12 protein-coding genes are annotated in these 16,864 nt (G+C 71.0%); 7 read left to right on the forward strand and 5 right to left on the reverse strand.

All coding sequences use genetic code 11. The features are described from left to right. Positions 1 to 40: 40 nt before the first annotated feature. Entirely contained in the window at positions 41 to 862 is an 822-nt protein-coding gene (locus ACIGAQ_RS08200) for a S1 family peptidase (RefSeq protein WP_399780123.1), read from the forward strand. Between the two features lie 155 nt (positions 863 to 1,017). Here ACIGAQ_RS08200 and ACIGAQ_RS08205 read toward each other — a convergent pair whose 3' ends face one another. Next, the gene (locus ACIGAQ_RS08205) at positions 1,018 to 2,223 is read right to left on the reverse strand and encodes a cysteine desulfurase-like protein (RefSeq protein ID WP_399780125.1); all 1,206 of its coding nucleotides are present in this window, start codon (positions 2,221 to 2,223) and stop codon (positions 1,018 to 1,020) included. A gap of 218 nt (positions 2,224 to 2,441) precedes the next feature. Here ACIGAQ_RS08205 and ACIGAQ_RS08210 point away from each other — a divergent pair, with 218 nt between their 5' ends. The 5 genes from ACIGAQ_RS08210 (at position 2,442) to ACIGAQ_RS08230 (ending at position 10,339) form a co-directional block, all read left to right on the forward strand. Continuing rightward, positions 2,442 to 3,617: a glutamate--cysteine ligase gene (locus ACIGAQ_RS08210; RefSeq protein ID WP_399780128.1), complete on the forward strand. Its 1,176-nt coding sequence runs from the start codon at positions 2,442 to 2,444 to the stop codon at positions 3,615 to 3,617. A 282-nt stretch (positions 3,618 to 3,899) separates the two neighbouring features. Beyond that, positions 3,900 to 4,436: a Dps family protein gene (locus ACIGAQ_RS08215; protein WP_399780730.1), complete on the forward strand. Its 537-nt coding sequence runs from the start codon at positions 3,900 to 3,902 to the stop codon at positions 4,434 to 4,436. Positions 4,437 to 4,666: 230 nt separating this feature from the next. Continuing rightward, positions 4,667 to 6,859, forward strand: coding sequence for a discoidin domain-containing protein (locus ACIGAQ_RS08220; RefSeq protein ID WP_399780131.1), 2,193 nt, complete (start codon positions 4,667 to 4,669; stop codon positions 6,857 to 6,859). 143 nt (positions 6,860 to 7,002) lie between these two features. Continuing rightward, positions 7,003 to 9,168: a discoidin domain-containing protein gene (locus ACIGAQ_RS08225; RefSeq protein WP_399780134.1), complete on the forward strand. Its 2,166-nt coding sequence runs from the start codon at positions 7,003 to 7,005 to the stop codon at positions 9,166 to 9,168. Between the two features lie 82 nt (positions 9,169 to 9,250). After that, complete coding sequence (locus tag ACIGAQ_RS08230) at positions 9,251 to 10,339, forward strand: DUF1996 domain-containing protein (RefSeq protein WP_311685894.1); 1,089 nt, start codon at positions 9,251 to 9,253, stop codon at positions 10,337 to 10,339. Between the two features lie 100 nt (positions 10,340 to 10,439). Here the strand turns inward: ACIGAQ_RS08230 and ACIGAQ_RS08235 are convergent, their stop codons facing one another. The 3 genes from ACIGAQ_RS08235 to ACIGAQ_RS08245 form a co-directional block, all read right to left on the reverse strand. Then, complete coding sequence (locus tag ACIGAQ_RS08235; RefSeq protein ID WP_311685892.1) at positions 10,440 to 11,462, reverse strand: LacI family DNA-binding transcriptional regulator; 1,023 nt, start codon at positions 11,460 to 11,462, stop codon at positions 10,440 to 10,442. 85 nt (positions 11,463 to 11,547) lie between these two features. Further along, positions 11,548 to 11,931, reverse strand: coding sequence for a peptidase inhibitor family I36 protein (locus tag ACIGAQ_RS08240; protein ID WP_311685890.1), 384 nt, complete (start codon positions 11,929 to 11,931; stop codon positions 11,548 to 11,550). A gap of 22 nt (positions 11,932 to 11,953) precedes the next feature. After that, the gene (locus ACIGAQ_RS08245) at positions 11,954 to 12,328 is read right to left on the reverse strand and encodes a peptidase inhibitor family I36 protein (protein ID WP_399780139.1); all 375 of its coding nucleotides are present in this window, start codon (positions 12,326 to 12,328) and stop codon (positions 11,954 to 11,956) included. A gap of 350 nt (positions 12,329 to 12,678) precedes the next feature. Here ACIGAQ_RS08245 and ACIGAQ_RS08250 point away from each other — a divergent pair, with 350 nt between their 5' ends. Further along, on the forward strand, positions 12,679 to 13,065 hold the full coding sequence (locus tag ACIGAQ_RS08250) for a gas vesicle structural protein GvpA (RefSeq protein ID WP_362285422.1): 387 nt from the start codon (positions 12,679 to 12,681) through the stop codon (positions 13,063 to 13,065). Between the two features lie 123 nt (positions 13,066 to 13,188). On the opposite strand, the gene ACIGAQ_RS08255 is transcribed toward ACIGAQ_RS08250, so the two are convergent. Further along, positions 13,189 to 16,632: a CARDB domain-containing protein gene (locus ACIGAQ_RS08255; RefSeq protein ID WP_399780142.1), complete on the reverse strand. Its 3,444-nt coding sequence runs from the start codon at positions 16,630 to 16,632 to the stop codon at positions 13,189 to 13,191. Positions 16,633 to 16,864 lie beyond the last annotated feature (232 nt).

Consider the following 16,864-nt stretch of genomic DNA (forward strand, 5'->3'; position numbering starts at 1 on the left):
GCTGGGCACACATCGCACAGCTCGTCCGATCGGAGAATCCGTGTTCAGCTCGAAGTCCTCGCGCCGCAGGGCGCGCACTGCCGCTGTGGTCCTGGCAGGAGCGGCGTGCACCGTCGTGATGACGGGCGGGGCCGAAGCCATCGTCAACGGCATTGATTCCACGCAGCCGTATCCGTCGATGGTGTCCATCCCGGTGACGGGAGTGGACGACCCCACGTTCAAAGGTGTCTGCGGGGGATCGTTGGTCGACAGGAAGTGGGTGCTGACAGCGGCCCACTGCGTGGACCCCGCGCTTGTCACGCTGGACGGCACGGTCCGGGTCGGCAGCCAATGGAGGAAGTCCGGAGGCACGGTCCGGTCCGTCGCGAAGACGCTGACGCACCCGGGCTACCGCAACAGCGAGGGCATCGCCCCCAATCGCGACGACCTCGCGCTGATCCGCCTGAACCACCCGGTCGACGAGAAGCCCGTGCGCATCGCCGACCGGCCGGGGCGGCCCGGCACCCCGACCCGCATCCTGGGCTTCGGCACCACCGACGACACACCCGACCCCGCCGGCTGGGTCTTTCCCGACCGGCTCCAGGAACTCGACACGCGCAGGGGTGCCGTGTCCGAGTGCGCGCCGGGCTACGCGGACAGCACCCGTCTGTGCACGATCAGCCGGAAGCCCGGGGCCATGGCATGCAACGGCGACTCCGGGGGCCCTCAACTCCGGCGGGACCAAAAGGGCCGCTGGGAGCTGATCGGCGTCACCTCGGGCCCCGGCGCCCCGGGCGTGCGCTGCAGCGAGGGCCCGGGTCTCTACACCAGCGCGCCCGCCTACTCGGGCTGGATCCACAAGGCGATGGACCGCAACGGCTGATCAAAGACACGGCAGGGCTATCAAAGACACGGCAGGGCTGATCAAAGACACGGCAGGGTTGATCAAAGACCCCGACACGGCTGATGAGAGGTGCCAGCACAGATGATGAGAGGTGCCGGCACAGATGATGTGAGGTGCCGGCACGGTGCTCGTGCTCATCGTTCCAGGAACGCGGCCAGCGCCGTCAGCAGCCTGTCGACGTCCCCCGCGTCGTTGTAGGGGGCGAGTCCGATGCGCAGCCCGCCGGTGTCGCCCAGGCCCAGGTGGCGGGAGGTCTCGATGGCGTAGAAGTTGCTGGAGGGGGCGTGGATGTCGCGGGCGGCCAGGAAGCGGTAGGCATCGGTGGTGTCGTGGCGCTCGAAGGTCAACAGGAGGGTGGGGGTGCGGTCGGCGGCCCGGGAGTGGACGGTGACCCCCGGGAGCGCGGCCAGCTGTTGTTCGAGCCGGTCGCGCAGAGTGGCCTCGTGCGCTTCGAGCGCGGCGAAGGAGGCGGCCAGGCGTGCTCGCCGGGTGCCCGTGGCGTGCGGGTCGAGGCCGGCCAGGAAGTCGACGGCGGCACGGGTGCCGGCCAGCAACTCGTAGGGGAGGGTGCCCAGTTCGAAACGCTCCGGGACAGCGTCGTCGGAGGGCAGCAACTTGTCGGGCCGCAGACCCTCCAGCAGCGCGGGCCGGGCGGCCAGTACGCCGTGATGGGGGCCGAGGAACTTGTACGGGGAGCAGACGAAGAAGTCCGCCCCCAGGGCCGGCAGATCGACCAGCGTGTGCGCGGTGTAGTGAACGCCGTCGACATGGACGAGTGCTCCGGCCTCATGGACCAGGCGGCAGATCTCGGCGACCGGAGGGCGGGTGCCGATCAGGTTGGAGGCGGCGGTGACGGCGACGAGACGGGTGCGGTCGGACAGGACGGCGCGTATGTCGTCGGCCGTCAACTCCCCTGTGGCCGGGTCGAATCCGGCCCAGCGCACGGTCGCACCGGCCCGCTCCGCTGCCTGCACCCAGGGGCGGATGTTGGCGTCGTGGTCGAGGCGGGTGACGACGACCTCGTCGCCGGGCGCCCAGGATGCGGCGAGGGTGCGGGCGAGGTCGTAGGTGAGCTGCGTGGCGCTGCGTCCGAAGACGATCCCCGCCGGGTCCGCGCCCAGCAGGTCGCCCACGGCCCGGCGCGCTTCGGTGACGATGGCGTCGGCGTTGCGTTCCCCCAGCGCGTACCGCCCCCGGTTGGACAGGGGCCGTGCCAGCGCGTCGGTGATCGCGTCGATGACGGGCTGTGGCGTCTGTGTGCCCCCGGGCCCGTCGAAGTGGACGGTCCCGGCGGCCAACGCGGGGAACTGCGAGCGCAGGTCGGCGATGTCGTACGTCAACGGCGTGGCTCCTGTCATGATCCGGGCGCAGGGGCAGTCAACCCCATGGGCCGGCCGGAGGCGAGATCACCCCCCGCTGCGCTTCTCGCCCGCTCGCCCTCCGGTGGTCCGCCGCGGCCTCCGACGGCCCTTCCCTCGGCTCCGAGAGCCGGTCCTCGCCCTCCGGCGGTCGTCGCGGCATCCAATGTCCCGGCACTTTCTGAGACAGTGTCATCACTATGAGCAGTCAACATCGCAGCGAGACGGCTCCGGTGGACGACCCCGAGCCGCTCCGCCCCTCCGCGCCCGGCCCCGTACCAGAGCCGCTCACCGTCGGGATCGAGGAAGAACTCCTCGTGATCGACCCGGTCGGCCGAGTCCCCAGCCCGCACGGCCCCGAGTTGGTCGCGGCGGCCGCGGACGCCCTCGGCGACCGGGTGAGCACCGAGCTGACCCGCTACCAGGTCGAACTGCGCACCCACCCGCACACCTGCCTCAAGGAGGCCGACGACCAGATCCGCACCAGCAGAACGGCAGCCGCTCGCGCCGCCACGCGGCTCGGCCTGCGCATCGCCTCCACCGGCACACCGGTGCACGGCCAGGCCGTCCCCGTACCGATGACACCCGGGGACCGCTACGCACGGAGCACGTCCCACTTCCGCGCCCTGGACGACGAACAGATCGTGTGCGCCTGCCACGTCCACGTGGGTCTTCCCCAGCCCCGTGACGCCGTCCACGTCAGCAATCATCTGCGGCCCTGGCTGCCGACGTTGAGCGTGCTGACGGCGAACTCCCCGTTCTGGGCGGGCCGGGACACCGGGTACGCCAGCTGGCGCAGCACCACGTGGGGGCGCTGGCCCGTGGCCGGACCACCCCCTTACTTCGAATCCCCCGACCACTTCGAGGACCTCGTCCACACCCTCCTCGAAGCCGAGGGACTCATCGACCGGGGCGGTCTGTACTGGGACGTACGGCCCTCGCACCACCTGCCCACCATCGAGGTCCGTGTGGCCGACGCCGCCCTGACCCCCGACGACACGCTCGTGCTGGGCGCCGTCGTCCGCGCCCTGACCGCCACGGCCCTCGAGGCCGTTCGTGCCGGAGAGGCGGCTCCGCGCCCGTCACCGGAAATCCTGCGCGCGGCCTGCTGGCGCGCGGCCCGCGACGGGCTGTCGGGCCAGGGCATCGATCCGGTCACCGGACGCCTGATGCCTCAGACCTCCCTGGTCGAACGGCTGCTGAGTACCGTCGCCCCGGCGCTCCGCCGGCACGACGACCTCGATCTCGTACGTGAGCAGTGGCGGCGCCTGCGGACCGAGGGAAACGGCGCCGACCGCCAACGCGCGGCCCACCGGCGGCGCCGCAGCACGGACGACGTCGTCGACTACGTCGTCTCGGCCACCTGCCCGCAGTGAAGGCACCGCCGCGCCCCGCGCCGGCCGGCCAACCACTGGACCGGATCACCCGGCGCTCGGCCGGCCGAACTCCCCGGCGTTCGACCGGCCGCCGTCGGCGCTCGGCCGGCCGGCCCACCCGGGGAGTTCACGGCAGCGGGACCCGGCGGAATCCGTACGGCTGTCCTGGAGGGGCAGGCGAGCCGGGGCGATGGTTGCCTGGGGCTGAAGGACGTCTTCCGCCGGCAGGAGAAAGGTACGGCCGTGGCTTCTGAGCCCTCCCTGCAGTACACCGTCCCGGGCATGTCCGCCCAGGACAGTTCCGAGATCATCGAGCTGCTCCAGCGGCGGCTGCATTCGCTGAACGATCTGCACCTGACGCTCAAGCACATCCACTGGAACGTCGTCGGTCCGCACTTCATCGCGGTGCACGAGATGCTCGACCCGCAGGTCGAGCAGGTACGGTCCATGACCGACGACCTGGCCGAACGGATCTCCACCCTCGGCGGCGTCCCCCAGGGCACGCCGGGTGCACTGGTCGCCGACCGCACCTGGGACGACTACTCCATCGGACGGGCGGAGGCCATCGAGCATCTGGGCGCGCTCGACGTGGTCTACACGCGGCTCATCGAGGACCACCGCGAGGCGATGGCGGCGACCGAGGCCTCCGACCCCGTCACGCAGGACATCCTCATCGAGCAACTGCGCGGCCTGGAACTGTTCCAGTGGTTCGTCCGCGCCCACCTGGAGAGCAGCGGCGGGCGCCTGAGCACGGCTGACGCCACGACGGAACAGGCGGCCGCCGACCAGGCCGCGGAACAGGCCCGCCGACAGCCCTGAGCGAAAGGCGCCCACGGCGCCGACCCGCTGTGCCGATGGTGCTCTCGCCGCACGTCGGCCGGAGGGGCGACCCCGCGCGGCGGACGTCTCGGGCGGACACCGCCGCACATCGCACTCGACACTTAATGCAAGTCAAAAGAAAAGCCTGCGCGGAACCTTGACCGTGTCAGGCACGGCGGGCATGGTCGGGAGAGCGCTCTCCCACTCACCCCGTGTCGAGGAGTCTCCCCATGCCCGCTGTCGGCATACGCCCAGCTTCGCCGCCGTCGCACAGACCCGGCCGCCGCGGCCTCGTCGGCGTCCTGGTCACCGCCCTGGCCGCCGCCCTGCTCGCCGTCGTCCCGGCCACGCAGGCCCAGGCCGCACCCGTCCTGCTCTCCCAGGGCAAGCCGGTCACCGCCTCCAGCCAGGAGCACTACGGCACCCCGGCCACGGCAGCGGTCGACGGCGACGACGGCACCCGCTGGTCGAGCGCCGCGTCCGATCCGCAGTGGATCCGCGTCGACCTCGGCGCCCCCGCCTCCCTCAGCCGGGTCGAACTGCGCTGGGAGGCCGCCTACGCGAAGTCCTACCGCATCGAGACGTCCCCGAACGGCACGGACTGGACGACGGCCCACTCCACCACCACCGGCGCCGGCGGCACGGAGACCGTGAACGTCTCCGGCACCGCCCGCTACGTCCGCATGCTCGGCACCGTCCGCGCCACCCCCTACGGCTACTCCCTCTGGGAGTTCAAGGTGTACGGCACCACCGGCGACGACCCCGGCCCGGTCACCCCGGGCGGCGACCTCGGCCCGAACGTGCACGTCTTCGACCCCTCGACCCCGGGCATCCAGGCCAAGCTGGACCAGGTCTTCAAGGAGCAGGAGTCGGCCCAGTTCGGCTCCGGCCGGCACGCCTTCCTCTTCAAGCCGGGCACGTACGACAACCTCAACGCGCAGATCGGCTTCTACACCCAGATCGCCGGCCTCGGCCTCAGCCCCGACGACACCACGATCAACGGTGACATCACAGTCGACGCGGGCTGGTTCAACGGCAACGCCACGCAGAACTTCTGGCGCGGCGCGGAGAACCTCGCCGTGAAGCCGGTCAACGGCACCAACCGCTGGGCCGTCTCCCAGGCCGCCTCGTTCCGCCGGATGCACGTCAAGGGCGGCCTCAACCTCGCGCCCAACGGCTACGGCTGGGCCAGCGGCGGCTACATCGCCGACAGCAGGATCGACGGCCAGGTCGGCAACTACTCGCAGCAGCAGTGGTACACCCGCGACAGCTCCATCGGCGGCTGGTCCAACAGCGTCTGGAACCAGGTCTTCTCCGGCGTGGAGGGTGCGCCCGCCACCAGCTTCCCCGAGCCCCGCTACACCACGCTCGGCACGACACCGATCTCCCGCGAGAAGCCCTTCCTCTACCTGGACGGCGGCGAGTACAAGGTCTTCGCGCCCGCCAAGCGGACCGACGCGCGCGGCACGACCTGGGCGAGCGGCACCCCGCAGGGCGAGTCGATCCCGCTGAGCAGGTTCTACGTCGTCAAGCCCGGCGCCACGGCGGCCACCATCAACGCCGCGCTCGCCCAGGGCCTGCATCTGCTGTTCACCCCGGGCGTCTACCACGTCGACCGGACCATCACCGTCGAGCGGGCGAACACCATCGTGCTGGGCCTCGGCCTCGCCACGATCATCCCGGACAACGGCGTGACCGCCATGAAGGTCGCCGACGTCGACGGAGTGCGGCTCGCCGGCTTCCTCATCGACGCCGGACCGGTCAACTCCCCGACCCTGCTGGAGGTCGGCCCGCAGGGCGCGTCCACCGACCACGCGGCCAACCCCACCACCGTGCAGGACGTGTACATCCGCATCGGCGGCGCCGGCGCGGGCAAGGCGACCACGAGCATGGTGGTCAACAGCCACGACACCATCATCGACCACACCTGGGTGTGGCGGGCCGACCACGGCGAGGGTGTCGGCTGGGAGACCAACCGGGCCGACTACGGCGTCCGCGTCAACGGTGACGACGTGCTGGCGACCGGCCTGTTCGTCGAGCACTTCAACAAGTACGACGTCGAGTGGTACGGCGAACGCGGCCGGACGATCTTCTACCAGAACGAGAAGGCGTACGACGCGCCGAACCAGGCCGCCATCCAGAACGGCACCACGAAGGGGTACGCCGCCTACCGGGTCGACGACTCGGTCGACACCCACGAGGCATGGGGCCTGGGCAGCTACTGCAACTACAACGTCGACCCGAACATCCGCCAGGACCACGGCTTCAAGACCCCCGTCAAAGCGGGCGTGAAGTTCCACAGCCTCCTGGTGGTCTCCCTCGGCGGCATGGGCCACTACAACCACGTCATCAACGACACCGGCGCCTCCACGGTCCCGGCCGGCACCTCGACCGTCCCGTCCACCGTCGTGTCGTTCCCCTGACGTCCCACCCCTGATCGGGCCGCCCGCCGGCCACGCGTCCCCTCCGGGCCGGATGACATCCCCGCGCCCCGGCCCGGAGGGGCCCTCACCGGTGCTGCCGCAGCGCCGACCCGTTGGCTCTCCCCACCTCGCCAGGAGCAGACGTGTCCCCCTCACCCCCGTACCACGGACCAGCCGTCCGGCGCGCCGTCCCCCTGCTCGCGCTCGGCGCGCTCGTGGCGTCGTCGCTCGCCCTCGCCGCCCCGCCCGCCCAGGCCGCGGAGACCCTGCTCTCCCAGGGCAGACCCGCCACCGCCTCCTCCCAGGAAGGCGACGGATACGCCCCGTCGGCGGCCGTCGACGGCAACCTCACCGGCACCCGCTGGGCCAGCCAGTGGAGCGACCCCCAGTGGTTCCAGGTCGACCTCGGGCAGCGGTCCGACCTCAGCCGTGTCGTACTGACCTGGGAGGGCGCGTACGGCAGGAGCTACCGGATCCAGGCGTCCGACGACGGCACGGACTGGCGGACGCTGAAGGCCGTGACCGGCGGCGACGGCGGCACGGACGAGCTCGCCGTCACCGGCTCCGGCCGCTACGTCCGCATGCTGGGCACCGAACGCTCCGGCGGCTACGGCTACTCCCTCTGGGAATTCCAGGTGTACGGCTCCACGGACGGCACGCCGCCCGCCACGGGAGCGGTCGAGGTCACCGGCTCCCAGGGGAACTGGCAGCTGACCGTCGGCGGGCAGCCGTACACCGTCAAAGGCCTGACCTGGGGCCCCGCCATCGCCGACGCCCCGAAGTACCTGCCCGACGTGAAGTCCATGGGCGTCAACACCATCCGGACATGGGGCACCGACGGGGGCACCAAGCCGCTGCTGGACAGCGCCGCCGCGAACGGCCTCAAGGTCGTCAACGGCTTCTGGCTGCAGCCCGGCGGCGGCCCCGGCTCCGGCGGCTGCGTGAACTACGTCACCGACACCGCCTACAAGAACACGATGCTCACCGAGTTCACCCAGTGGGTCGAGGCGTACAGGAACCACCCCGCGACGCTCATGTGGAACGTCGGCAACGAGTCGGTCCTCGGCCTGCAGAACTGCTACAGCGGAGCGGAGCTGGAGGCACAGCGCAACGCCTACACCGGCTTCGTCAACGACGTCGCGAAGAAGATCCACAGCATCGACCCCGACCACCCCGTCACCTCCACCGACGCCTGGACGGGTGCCTGGCCGTACTACCAGCGCAACGCGCCCGACCTCGACCTGTACTCGATGAACTCCTACGGCGACATCTGCGGTGTCCGGGAGGACTGGGAACAAGGCGGCTACACCAAGCCGTACCTCATCACCGAAGGCGGACCGGCGGGGGAGTGGGAGGTGCCCGACGACGCCAACGGCGTCCCCGACGAGCCGACCGACGTGCAGAAGGCAGAGGGCTACACCAAGGCCTGGGACTGCGTCACCGGACACCGGGGCGTCGCCCTCGGCGCCACGCTCTTCCACTACGGCACCGAGCACGACTTCGGCGGCATCTGGTTCAACCTCCTGCCCGACGGGCTCAAGCGGCTCTCCTACTACGCCGTGAAACGGGCCTACACCGGAACGGCCGGCAACGACAACACCCCGCCCGTCGTCTCCGCCATGGCCGTCAGCCCGGCCTCGTCCGCTCCGGCCGGCGGCGAGTTCACCGTCCGCGCGGACGTGCGCGACCCCGACGGCGACCCGATCACTCACAAGATCTTCCTCAGCGGCAACTACGCCAACGGTGACAAGCGCCTCGTCGAGGCCTCCTGGCGGTCCACCGGCAACGGCACCTTCGCCGTGCGGGCCCCCGAGAAGCTCGGCGTGTGGAAGGTGTACCTCCAAGCCGAGGACGGCCGCGGCAACGCCGGCATCGAGACGAAGTCGGTCAAGGTCGTCGCCCCGCCCGTCACGGGCACGAACGTGGCGCTGAACAAGCCCACCACCGCCTCCTCCTTCCAGTCCTCCTACGGCGACTGCCCGTGCGAGCCCGCCAAGGCGACGGACGGCCGGGCCGACACGCGCTGGGCCAGCGACTGGAGCGACCCGCAGTGGATCCAGGTCGACCTCGGCTCCGCCACACCCGTCCGCAAGCTCCAGCTCGTCTGGGACCCCGCCTACGCCAAGTCCTACGAGGTCCAGATCTCCGACAACGGCACCGCCTGGCGCACGGTCCACTCCACGACCACCGGCAACGGCGACATCGACACCATCGACGTGGCGGCCACCGCCCGGCACGTACGACTGCACCTGACGGCGCGTGGCACCGGCTGGGGCTACTCGCTGCACGAGTTCGGCATCTACGGCTGACGACGGCGAAGGGCGCCCGGCGTCGCCCTTCGCACCGTCGCGGCTGTCACCACACCGGCACCTCAGCGGGCAAGGAGGCCCCATGAGACCACGCTCGAAACTCCCCGCACTGCTGCTCGGCACCGCACTGCTCGCAAGCGTCCTCGGCGTCGGCACCGTCGCCACGGCGGCCGGTCCCGCCGCGGCCCCGGCCGCCTCGGCCGCCGGGCACAGCGGGCACAGCGGGCACACGACGGCGGTGTCGACCCGGGCATCCGCCGACGACCCCGACGGCGACGGTTACATACCGGCCGTGCCCCAGGTCACCGGCGTGACCCCGTCCACCGCGACCCCGCCGCCGCGCTACCACAAGGAGTTCCAGGCCAACTGCTCCGTCACGCACACCGCGCCGGACGACCCGATCATCTACCCGGGACAGCCCGGCAAGTCCCACGACCACACCTTCATGGGCAACACCACGACGAACGCCGGCAGCACCACGGCGAGCCTCTACGGCGGGAACACCACCTGCAACGCACCGGCCGACGCCTCCGCGTACTGGATGCCCTCGCTGTACAACGGGGACAAGAAGATCCTCCCCGTGGGCCCGCAGGTCATCTACTACAAGTCGGGCATCACCGACTACACCAGCGTGCGGCCGTTCCCCCGAGGGCTGCGGTACGTCGTCGGTGACCCCCTGCAGAGCGCCCAGCAGTTCCGCGCCCACAAGGGCTTCGTCGAGGGCTGGGAGTGCGGGGACAGCTTCTTCAACGTCGACTTCCCCGCCACCTGCCCGAGCCGTCCCGACGTGCAGCTCAACATCCGCTTCCAGGCGCCCAGTTGCTGGGACGGCAAGTACCTCGACACCCCCGACCACAAGAGCCACATGGCCTACCCGGTCGTGAAACCCGGCACGAACGACAACATGTGCCCGGCCTCCCACCCGGTCGCCCTGCCGATGATCGAGTTCAAGATGGCCTTCCCGGTGAACGGCGACATGAGTCAGGTCCGCCTGGCCAGCGGCCGCGGGTACTCCTTCCACTACGACTTTTTCAACGCCTGGGAGGAGCGGACCCTGAAGGCGCTGGTCGACCACTGCATCGTCGGCGGCCTCCAGTGCGACACCCGCGGCTACGACCAGAACCACCCCGAGCGCGGAGCGGTACTGAACGCCGACCACCGGCTGCCCTGACCCGGCCGGAGACCCGAGGGCCCGACGGCACCCGTGTGGCAGGGGTGCCGCCGGGCCCGTGCCTCGTTCGTGCGACGGAGCGGACGGGCGGGCGCGGCGGTCAGGCGGACTCGCGTACGACCAGCTGCGGTGCGAAGACCAGGGTGCGAGGTGCGGTGCGGACGCCCCGGACCTGTTCCTCGAGCATCCCGGCCATGGCCGCCGCCATGTCCTCCACGGGCTGGCGCACGGTGGTCAGCGGCGGCCGGCAGGTCACGGCGACGCTGGAATCGTCGAACCCGACGACGGCGACGTCCTCCGGTATGCGCCGCCCCGCCTCCCGCAGTACGTGGCACGCCCCCTGAGCCATCAGGTCGTTGGCCGCGAACACGCCGTCCACCTCGGGGTGGTCCCGCAACAGCGCGGCCATCGCCGTCGCCCCGCTGTCCAGGCTGAAGGACCCCTCGGCCGCGGGCACGCCGTCGTGGCCCGCCCGGGCCAGGGCGTCGCGGAATCCGGCGAGGCGTGCCCGGCCGGCCCTGACCTCCGGCGACGTGCAGATCGTCGCCATCCGTCCGCAGCCGCGGGCCAGCAGATGCTCCCCGGCGAGCCGTCCTCCCGCGTAATGGTCGAGATCGACACAACTGACCGGTGTGTCGCGGGCGGGACGCGCGAACAGCACCGTCGGCACCCGGGCGGCCAGGAGCAGGTCCGGCAGCGGGTCGTCCGGCTGGACGGAGACCACCAGGGCGCCGTCCGCGCTGCCCTGCCGCAGGTAGTCGACCACCTGCTCCCTGGCCACCGGCGACTCGGCGAACAGCAGCACCGGCTGCATGGCGCGTGCCCGGAGGTACCCCACGACGCCGTTGACGACGCGCCCGAAGAACGGGTCGGCGAACACCCGGCCGGCGAAGGCGTCGCCCGCGCCGGAGATGACGAGGGCCACGCTCCCGGTGGGATGCCGGGTGACCAGCGCCCGTGCCGCGCGGTTCGGCGTGTAGCCGGTCCGTTCGATCGCGCTGCGGACCAGCTCCTGGATGCCGGGATCGACGTTGCGCACGCCGTTCACGACCCGCGACACGGTGGCGCGGGACACCCCCGCCTCGCGCGCGACGTCCTCGAGCGTCGGGGACCGCCGGTTCATGAGGGCACTCTAACCGCGGGCGTTCCCTCGGTGCGGGCCGGTGTGCCGGTCACGCCGGCCCGCGGACGTGCGGCGTCTCAGCCGCTCAGCACTCACCCCGCCAGACGACACGGGTGATGGTGAGGCCGGGCTCGGCGTTGGCCTTGTACCTGCCCGGGCCGGGGTTGTAGTGGAAGCAGTCCGTCGACGGCTGCCCGCCCAGGTACGACGTCACATCGACGTGATCGGCCCCCGGGTAGACCACCCCGTTGTTGAAGATGGAGCCGACACCGAGGTTCCCCGACCAGTTGCCCGCCACCCTGAGCAGCAGGGTTCCGGTCTGGTTGGGGCCGCTGTAGGCGCAGAAGTAGCCCTTGGGGCAGCCGGGCGGGTTCGCCTCGGCGGCGGCTGTCGGCGCGGTGGCGAGGACCCCCGTCAGGGCCACCGCGACGACTCCGGCGCCCAGGGCGCCGCGTCGCGTTGCAGTCATGGTGATGTCCGTCCCTTCGTTGTCAGCACTCCCCGCGCCACACCACTTTGACGACGCGGGTTCCAGGAGCGGCGTTGCCCTTGTAGGCGCCGGGGCCGGGGTTGTAGTGGAGACAGACGGTCTCCGTTCCTCCCTCGACGGCGTACGTCATGTCGACGTGATCGGCGCCCGGGTAGGGCACCCCGTTGTTGAACGCGGAGCGGAAAGCGACGTTCCCGGTCCAGTTGCCCGCGGTCTTCACCACGAGCTGACCGGTCTGGTTCTCTCCGCTGTAGGCGCAGAAGTACCCCTTCGGGCACCCTGGCGGATTGGGTTCCGCGGACGCGCCCGGTGCGGCCGCCAGCACCGTGGCGAACGCGGCGGCCGTCACGGCCCCGGCAGCGGTTCGTGTGCGCATGCGTGTGTTCCCCCTGTTCATGGTCGCGAACAGCGTCACGGTGGCGCACGTCGGCAGGCCGCCCCTCGACGGCCACCTCGTGTCACACCCGTCGCACCCCGGCACATCTGCCACAGCTGTCCTTCACCGGGCCCGCAGGGCAGTCCCGGGCCGGGGTCGGGACCGAGCCTAGCCACGGGCCCCCGCGAGCGGTCCTGACATCTGTCTGGATGCGCTGGGACGAGCCCCAGACGTCGTACGTGCGTTTGATACAGCGCATCCGGGTCATCCGCATGCCAAGCCTGCCTCCCGGCGGGGCAGCGCCGACAGGCCATGCGGAGAGACGACGGGTAGGACGAGGGGTGAACGCGATGACCGTCGCGACACAACAGGGAGGCGGGGGCGGTTCCAGCGGCCTCTACGACGTTCTGGAGCTCATTCTCGACCGTGGGCTGGTGATCGACGCGTTCGTGCGGGTCTCCCTCGTCGGTATCGAGATCCTCAAGATCGACATACGGATCGTGGTGGCCAGCGTGGACACCTACCTGCGCTTTGCCGAGGCCTGCAACCGTCTCGACCTGGAGGCCGGACCGCGCAAGCCGGCCGGGCTCACGGAACTCGCCGGGAAGGTCACCGAGTCCGGCGCCCGGGGCAAGACCAAGGGAGCGCTGTCCGGTGCGGCGGAGACGATCGCCGATGCCTTCCAGCAGGCCCGCGACGAGGGCCGGGAACGCCAGGAGGCCCGGCGCCGCGGCTAGCCGACGACCCACGTCAGCGGCCGCGTCGTGAGCGGCCGCGGTCCCCGTGGGACGGGCAGGACCGGGAAGACCGGACCAGGACAGGCCTCCGGCCCCCTGCGCGGGGGGCCGGAGGTGTGTGGCTCAGCGGCGTGTGCGGGCCGCGGACGCCCCGTTGGGTGTGCCGGTGATGGTGAACTGTGAGCCCGGCTCGATCAGTACGCTCCCTTCGGCCGAGTCGGTGATGGTCACGTTCGTCAGGGTGGCGCTGCCCCGGGCCCCGCTCATCGCGAGGATCCCGGAGCCGTTGTTGGACCCGTCGATCCGGACATCGGTGATCTTCACGCCCGGCATCGCGCCGCCCCCCGTCTTGAACTGGATGCCGTCGTACGTCGAGTCGAGGATCTCGGTGTCACGGATGGTCACCCCCGGGATGTCCTGCCCCTGCGCGAAGAGGGTGATGGCGCCGAACTCCTGGGCCTCGTTCCAGAACGCGCCACCGGTGCGGTGCAGGGCGTTGCCGGCGATGAGGGTCTGCCCGGAGAACGGCAGGGGGTCGTGGTCGGTGGCGAGCATGATGCCGGGGTAGTTCATCGTGTCGGCGATGACGTTGTTCTCGATCGTGTTGCCGTAACCGCCGTACACCGCCACGCCGTTGGCCCGCCACGGCAGTTGGATCGTGTTGTTGCGGAAGTGGTTGTCGTGGCCGATGTCCACCGACGTGTCCTTGACGTACTTGCTCGACCAGACGGCGAGCGCATCGTCTCCGGTGTTGCGGAACGAGGAGTTGTACACGGTGGAGTTGCGGGTGCCGTTGGCGAAGTTGATGCCGTCGGCGTAGGTGTTGCGGATCCGCACGCCGGAGAACTCCAGCCCGTCGCCGGGACCCCACAGTTCGGGGATGTTGGAGTAGTCACGGCCGGCCCATACGCCGACGTTGGCGTGCTCGATCCACACGTTGGTGATCTTCGTGCCCTTGCCGAAGCGGCCGTTCAGCCCCACGCCGCCCTCGGCGTTGCCGTCGCCGCCGCGGATGGTGCCCGAGCCGAAGATGGCGATGTCGGAGATCTGCGTGTTGTGGTCGATGTCGAAGCCGAAGTTGCCCTCGTGCGGGTGGTTGATGCCACCGGCCTGGTGCGGCGGGGTGAGCGTGTAGAGCTGGGAGTGCCACATGCCCGCACCCCGGATGGTCACGTCCCGGATGCCGACCTGATTGAACTGGCCGCGGTTCAGCGGGTCGTCGGTGAGGATCTTCTGTTCCTGGCGCCACTGCCCGGCGGGGATCCACACACAGGAGATCTGGCCGTTCTGGTCGGCGGTGACCGCCCGCTGCAGGGCGTCGGTGTCGTCGAGTCCGTCGTTCGGGACGGCCCCGTACTCGGTGATCGAGGTGCAGGCGGCCGGCTTGTCGGCCGGCGGTGCGACCTGCTCCAGGTCCACCAGGTCGATGACGTGGAACGCGGCGGTGTCACCGGCGTCCCGCTGCAGACGGAACCTGGTGCCGGCCGGGTAGGTCTGCGTCAGCAGGGCGTGCGACTCGTCGAAGAGCCGCCGGGCGTCGCCGCCGGGGGAGTTGGTGAGGCCCTCCGGGTCGTCGGTGGTCCCGTACAGCCAGCTGTGCTTCGACGACAGCGTGAGCTTCCGTACGAAGGTGCCGTCGGCGTACAGGCTGATGGTGGCGTCCGCGCCGCCGCCGCGCGCCGCGTCCGGGACCGAGTTGCGCACCACGATGGAGTTGGACGGCGCGGTCGAGGTGACCTCGACGAACTCCCCGGGCCCGTCGAGCCGGACGGACTTGCGGCCCGACGACTCGGTGGCGAAGTTGGTGTGCCCGAAGGTCCGTTTGGCGTCGGCGGTCAGGAGCGTGCCCTCGTAGCGGCCGTCCTCGGCCTCCAGCTCGGTGTAGGGGACGGCGGCACCCCGTCCGACCACCAGGGACTTGGTGAGCACGTTGTTGTTCTCGTTGGTCTCGTCGACGACTCCGGTGGCGTCGGCGGTCGCGGCGAGTGTGACCCCGCCGCTGGTCGCCCGCCACGTTCCGTCGATCGCCACGTTGACGGTGGCTCCGGCCGCCACCTGAGGGGTGGTGCCGTTGAGGGTGGTGGAGCCGGCCTGCAGCCTGGTGACGGAGCCGGCGGCCGCCGCTGTGGTGCCGCGGTTGTGCACGGCCACGGTGAAGGAGACGGGTGAACCGGCGGCCGGGTTGGCCGGGTTGGTGGTGATGCCCCTGACGTCGAGGTCGGGACCCGGGGCACGGCCGACGATCAGCCGGGTCGCCGCGGTGCGGCTGTTGTTGCTGTCGTCGAGTTCGGCGACCGTGCCGCGCGGGTCGACCGCGGCTGAGACGGAGTAGTCACCGGCCGGACGGGTGCCGGCGGCGACGGCCACGGTGGTGGACGCGCCCGGGTCGAGCGCGGGGACGTTCCCGCTGCCGGCGACCGCGCCCTCCAGGCTGGCCTCGACGGTGGTGGCGGCCGAGCGGGCCGTGCCGGTGTTGCGGACGGTGGCGTTCACGGTCACCGCGTCCCGCTCGGACGGGGCGGTGGGTGTCCAGTCCAGGCCGGTGACGGTGAGGTCCGGTGCGGGCGCGGCGGTCCCCACCACCTGGAACTCGGCCACCTGGCCGCCGGGGGCACCGGTGTTGGAGAAGAAGCGCAGCCGTACGTCGGACGCGCGGCCGGTGACCGGAATGGTCACCGAGTTGCTGTCGCGGGACGGGCTGAAGGCGTAGTCCGTGCGGTCCTTCAACGAGGTGAAGCCGCTCGCGGAGTGCGCACGGCCCAGCACCTGGATGCTCTGGGTCCGTGGCCCCCAGACCTGGTCCGGGTTGAGTTTCACCACCACCGCTTCGAGGTCGGCGTCGGATCCGAGCTTCACGGTGAGGTCGGCGGGGTGACCGGCCGCCTCCCAGTAGGTGGAGGTGGAGTCGTCGGTGGCGTTCGCGGCGACGAACTGGTGCACGGACGAGGTGGCTTCGACCGGCTTGTTGCGGGCGAGGTTGGTGCCCGCGGGCGGAGGGGTGGTCCCGCCGTCGTCGCCGTGCACCTCCAGCTCGGAGAGCTGGGCGGCGTTCCAGCCGGTGTTCCCGGTGATGTGGACGCGGACGTAGCGCGTCTCGGCGGGGGAGGCGAGGTCGAGCGGGACGGTGTTGGCGCGGGCGGGGTCGAACGTCCGGTCCGCGGAGGCCGACAGCGTGCGGAAGCCGGTCCCGTCGGTGCTGCCCTGCAACGACAGCGTCTGCTTGCGGCTCTCCCAGGCGGCGGGCAGCTTGAGCACCACCCGGTCGACCGTGCGGGTCGCTCCGAGGTCGACCTGGACCCACTGCGGGAACGAGCCGGCCGGCCCCTCCCAGTAGGACGCCTGGACGCCGTCGGTGACGTTCACGGCGGTGTACGGGCCGTTCGAGCCGCCCGCTGTGGCCGGACGGCCCAGTGCGAGGTTGGCGTCGGCTGCCGCCGCCCGTCCGGTGTCGTCGGGGACGGCGGCATGCGCGGACGAGGAGAGGGCCAGCGGTACCAGCCCGGCGGCCACGAGCGCGGCCGTGACGGCACCGGTCACCGACCGGCGGCCGAGGGGTCTCCATCTCATGAGGTCCTCAGTTCCGTGGGATGCGGAGCGCGACAGGCCCGGAGAGGTGCAGGGGGAGCCGATGTCCGTTGCGTATCGCGCAGGGCTTGTACGCAAATTCAGCTGATCAGTCGATTTTTTGCAGAAACCTCGCCAACAGATTTCTAGCGCACCACTGCTTTGTCAACGGCCGCGGTAGAGGCGGGAGTTCGTACGCAAACGGCTTGCGTTGCTTGCGGGTGCTTTCGCGTTC

The organism is Streptomyces sp. NPDC085932, from assembly GCF_044540525.1.
In the GTDB taxonomy this organism is placed as follows: Bacteria; Actinomycetota; Actinomycetes; order Streptomycetales; family Streptomycetaceae; genus Streptomyces; species Streptomyces levis.

Bases quoted from the DNA above. Each gene is read 5' to 3' on its own strand.
- ACIGAQ_RS08215 (WP_399780730.1), top strand. From the start codon at position 3,900: ATGTCCGCCCAGGACAGTTCCGAGATCATCGAGCTGCTCCAGCGGCGG.
- ACIGAQ_RS08245 (WP_399780139.1), bottom strand. From the start codon at position 12,328: ATGCGCACACGAACCGCTGCCGGGGCCGTGACGGCCGCCGCGTTCGCC.
- ACIGAQ_RS08255 (WP_399780142.1), bottom strand. From the start codon at position 16,632: ATGAGATGGAGACCCCTCGGCCGCCGGTCGGTGACCGGTGCCGTCACG.
- ACIGAQ_RS08220 (WP_399780131.1), top strand. From the start codon at position 4,667: ATGCCCGCTGTCGGCATACGCCCAGCTTCGCCGCCGTCGCACAGACCC.
- ACIGAQ_RS08235 (WP_311685892.1), bottom strand. From the start codon at position 11,462: ATGAACCGGCGGTCCCCGACGCTCGAGGACGTCGCGCGCGAGGCGGGG.
- ACIGAQ_RS08230 (WP_311685894.1), top strand. From the start codon at position 9,251: ATGAGACCACGCTCGAAACTCCCCGCACTGCTGCTCGGCACCGCACTG.
- ACIGAQ_RS08240 (WP_311685890.1), bottom strand. From the start codon at position 11,931: ATGACTGCAACGCGACGCGGCGCCCTGGGCGCCGGAGTCGTCGCGGTG.
- ACIGAQ_RS08250 (WP_362285422.1), top strand. From the start codon at position 12,679: ATGACCGTCGCGACACAACAGGGAGGCGGGGGCGGTTCCAGCGGCCTC.
- ACIGAQ_RS08210 (WP_399780128.1), top strand. From the start codon at position 2,442: ATGAGCAGTCAACATCGCAGCGAGACGGCTCCGGTGGACGACCCCGAG.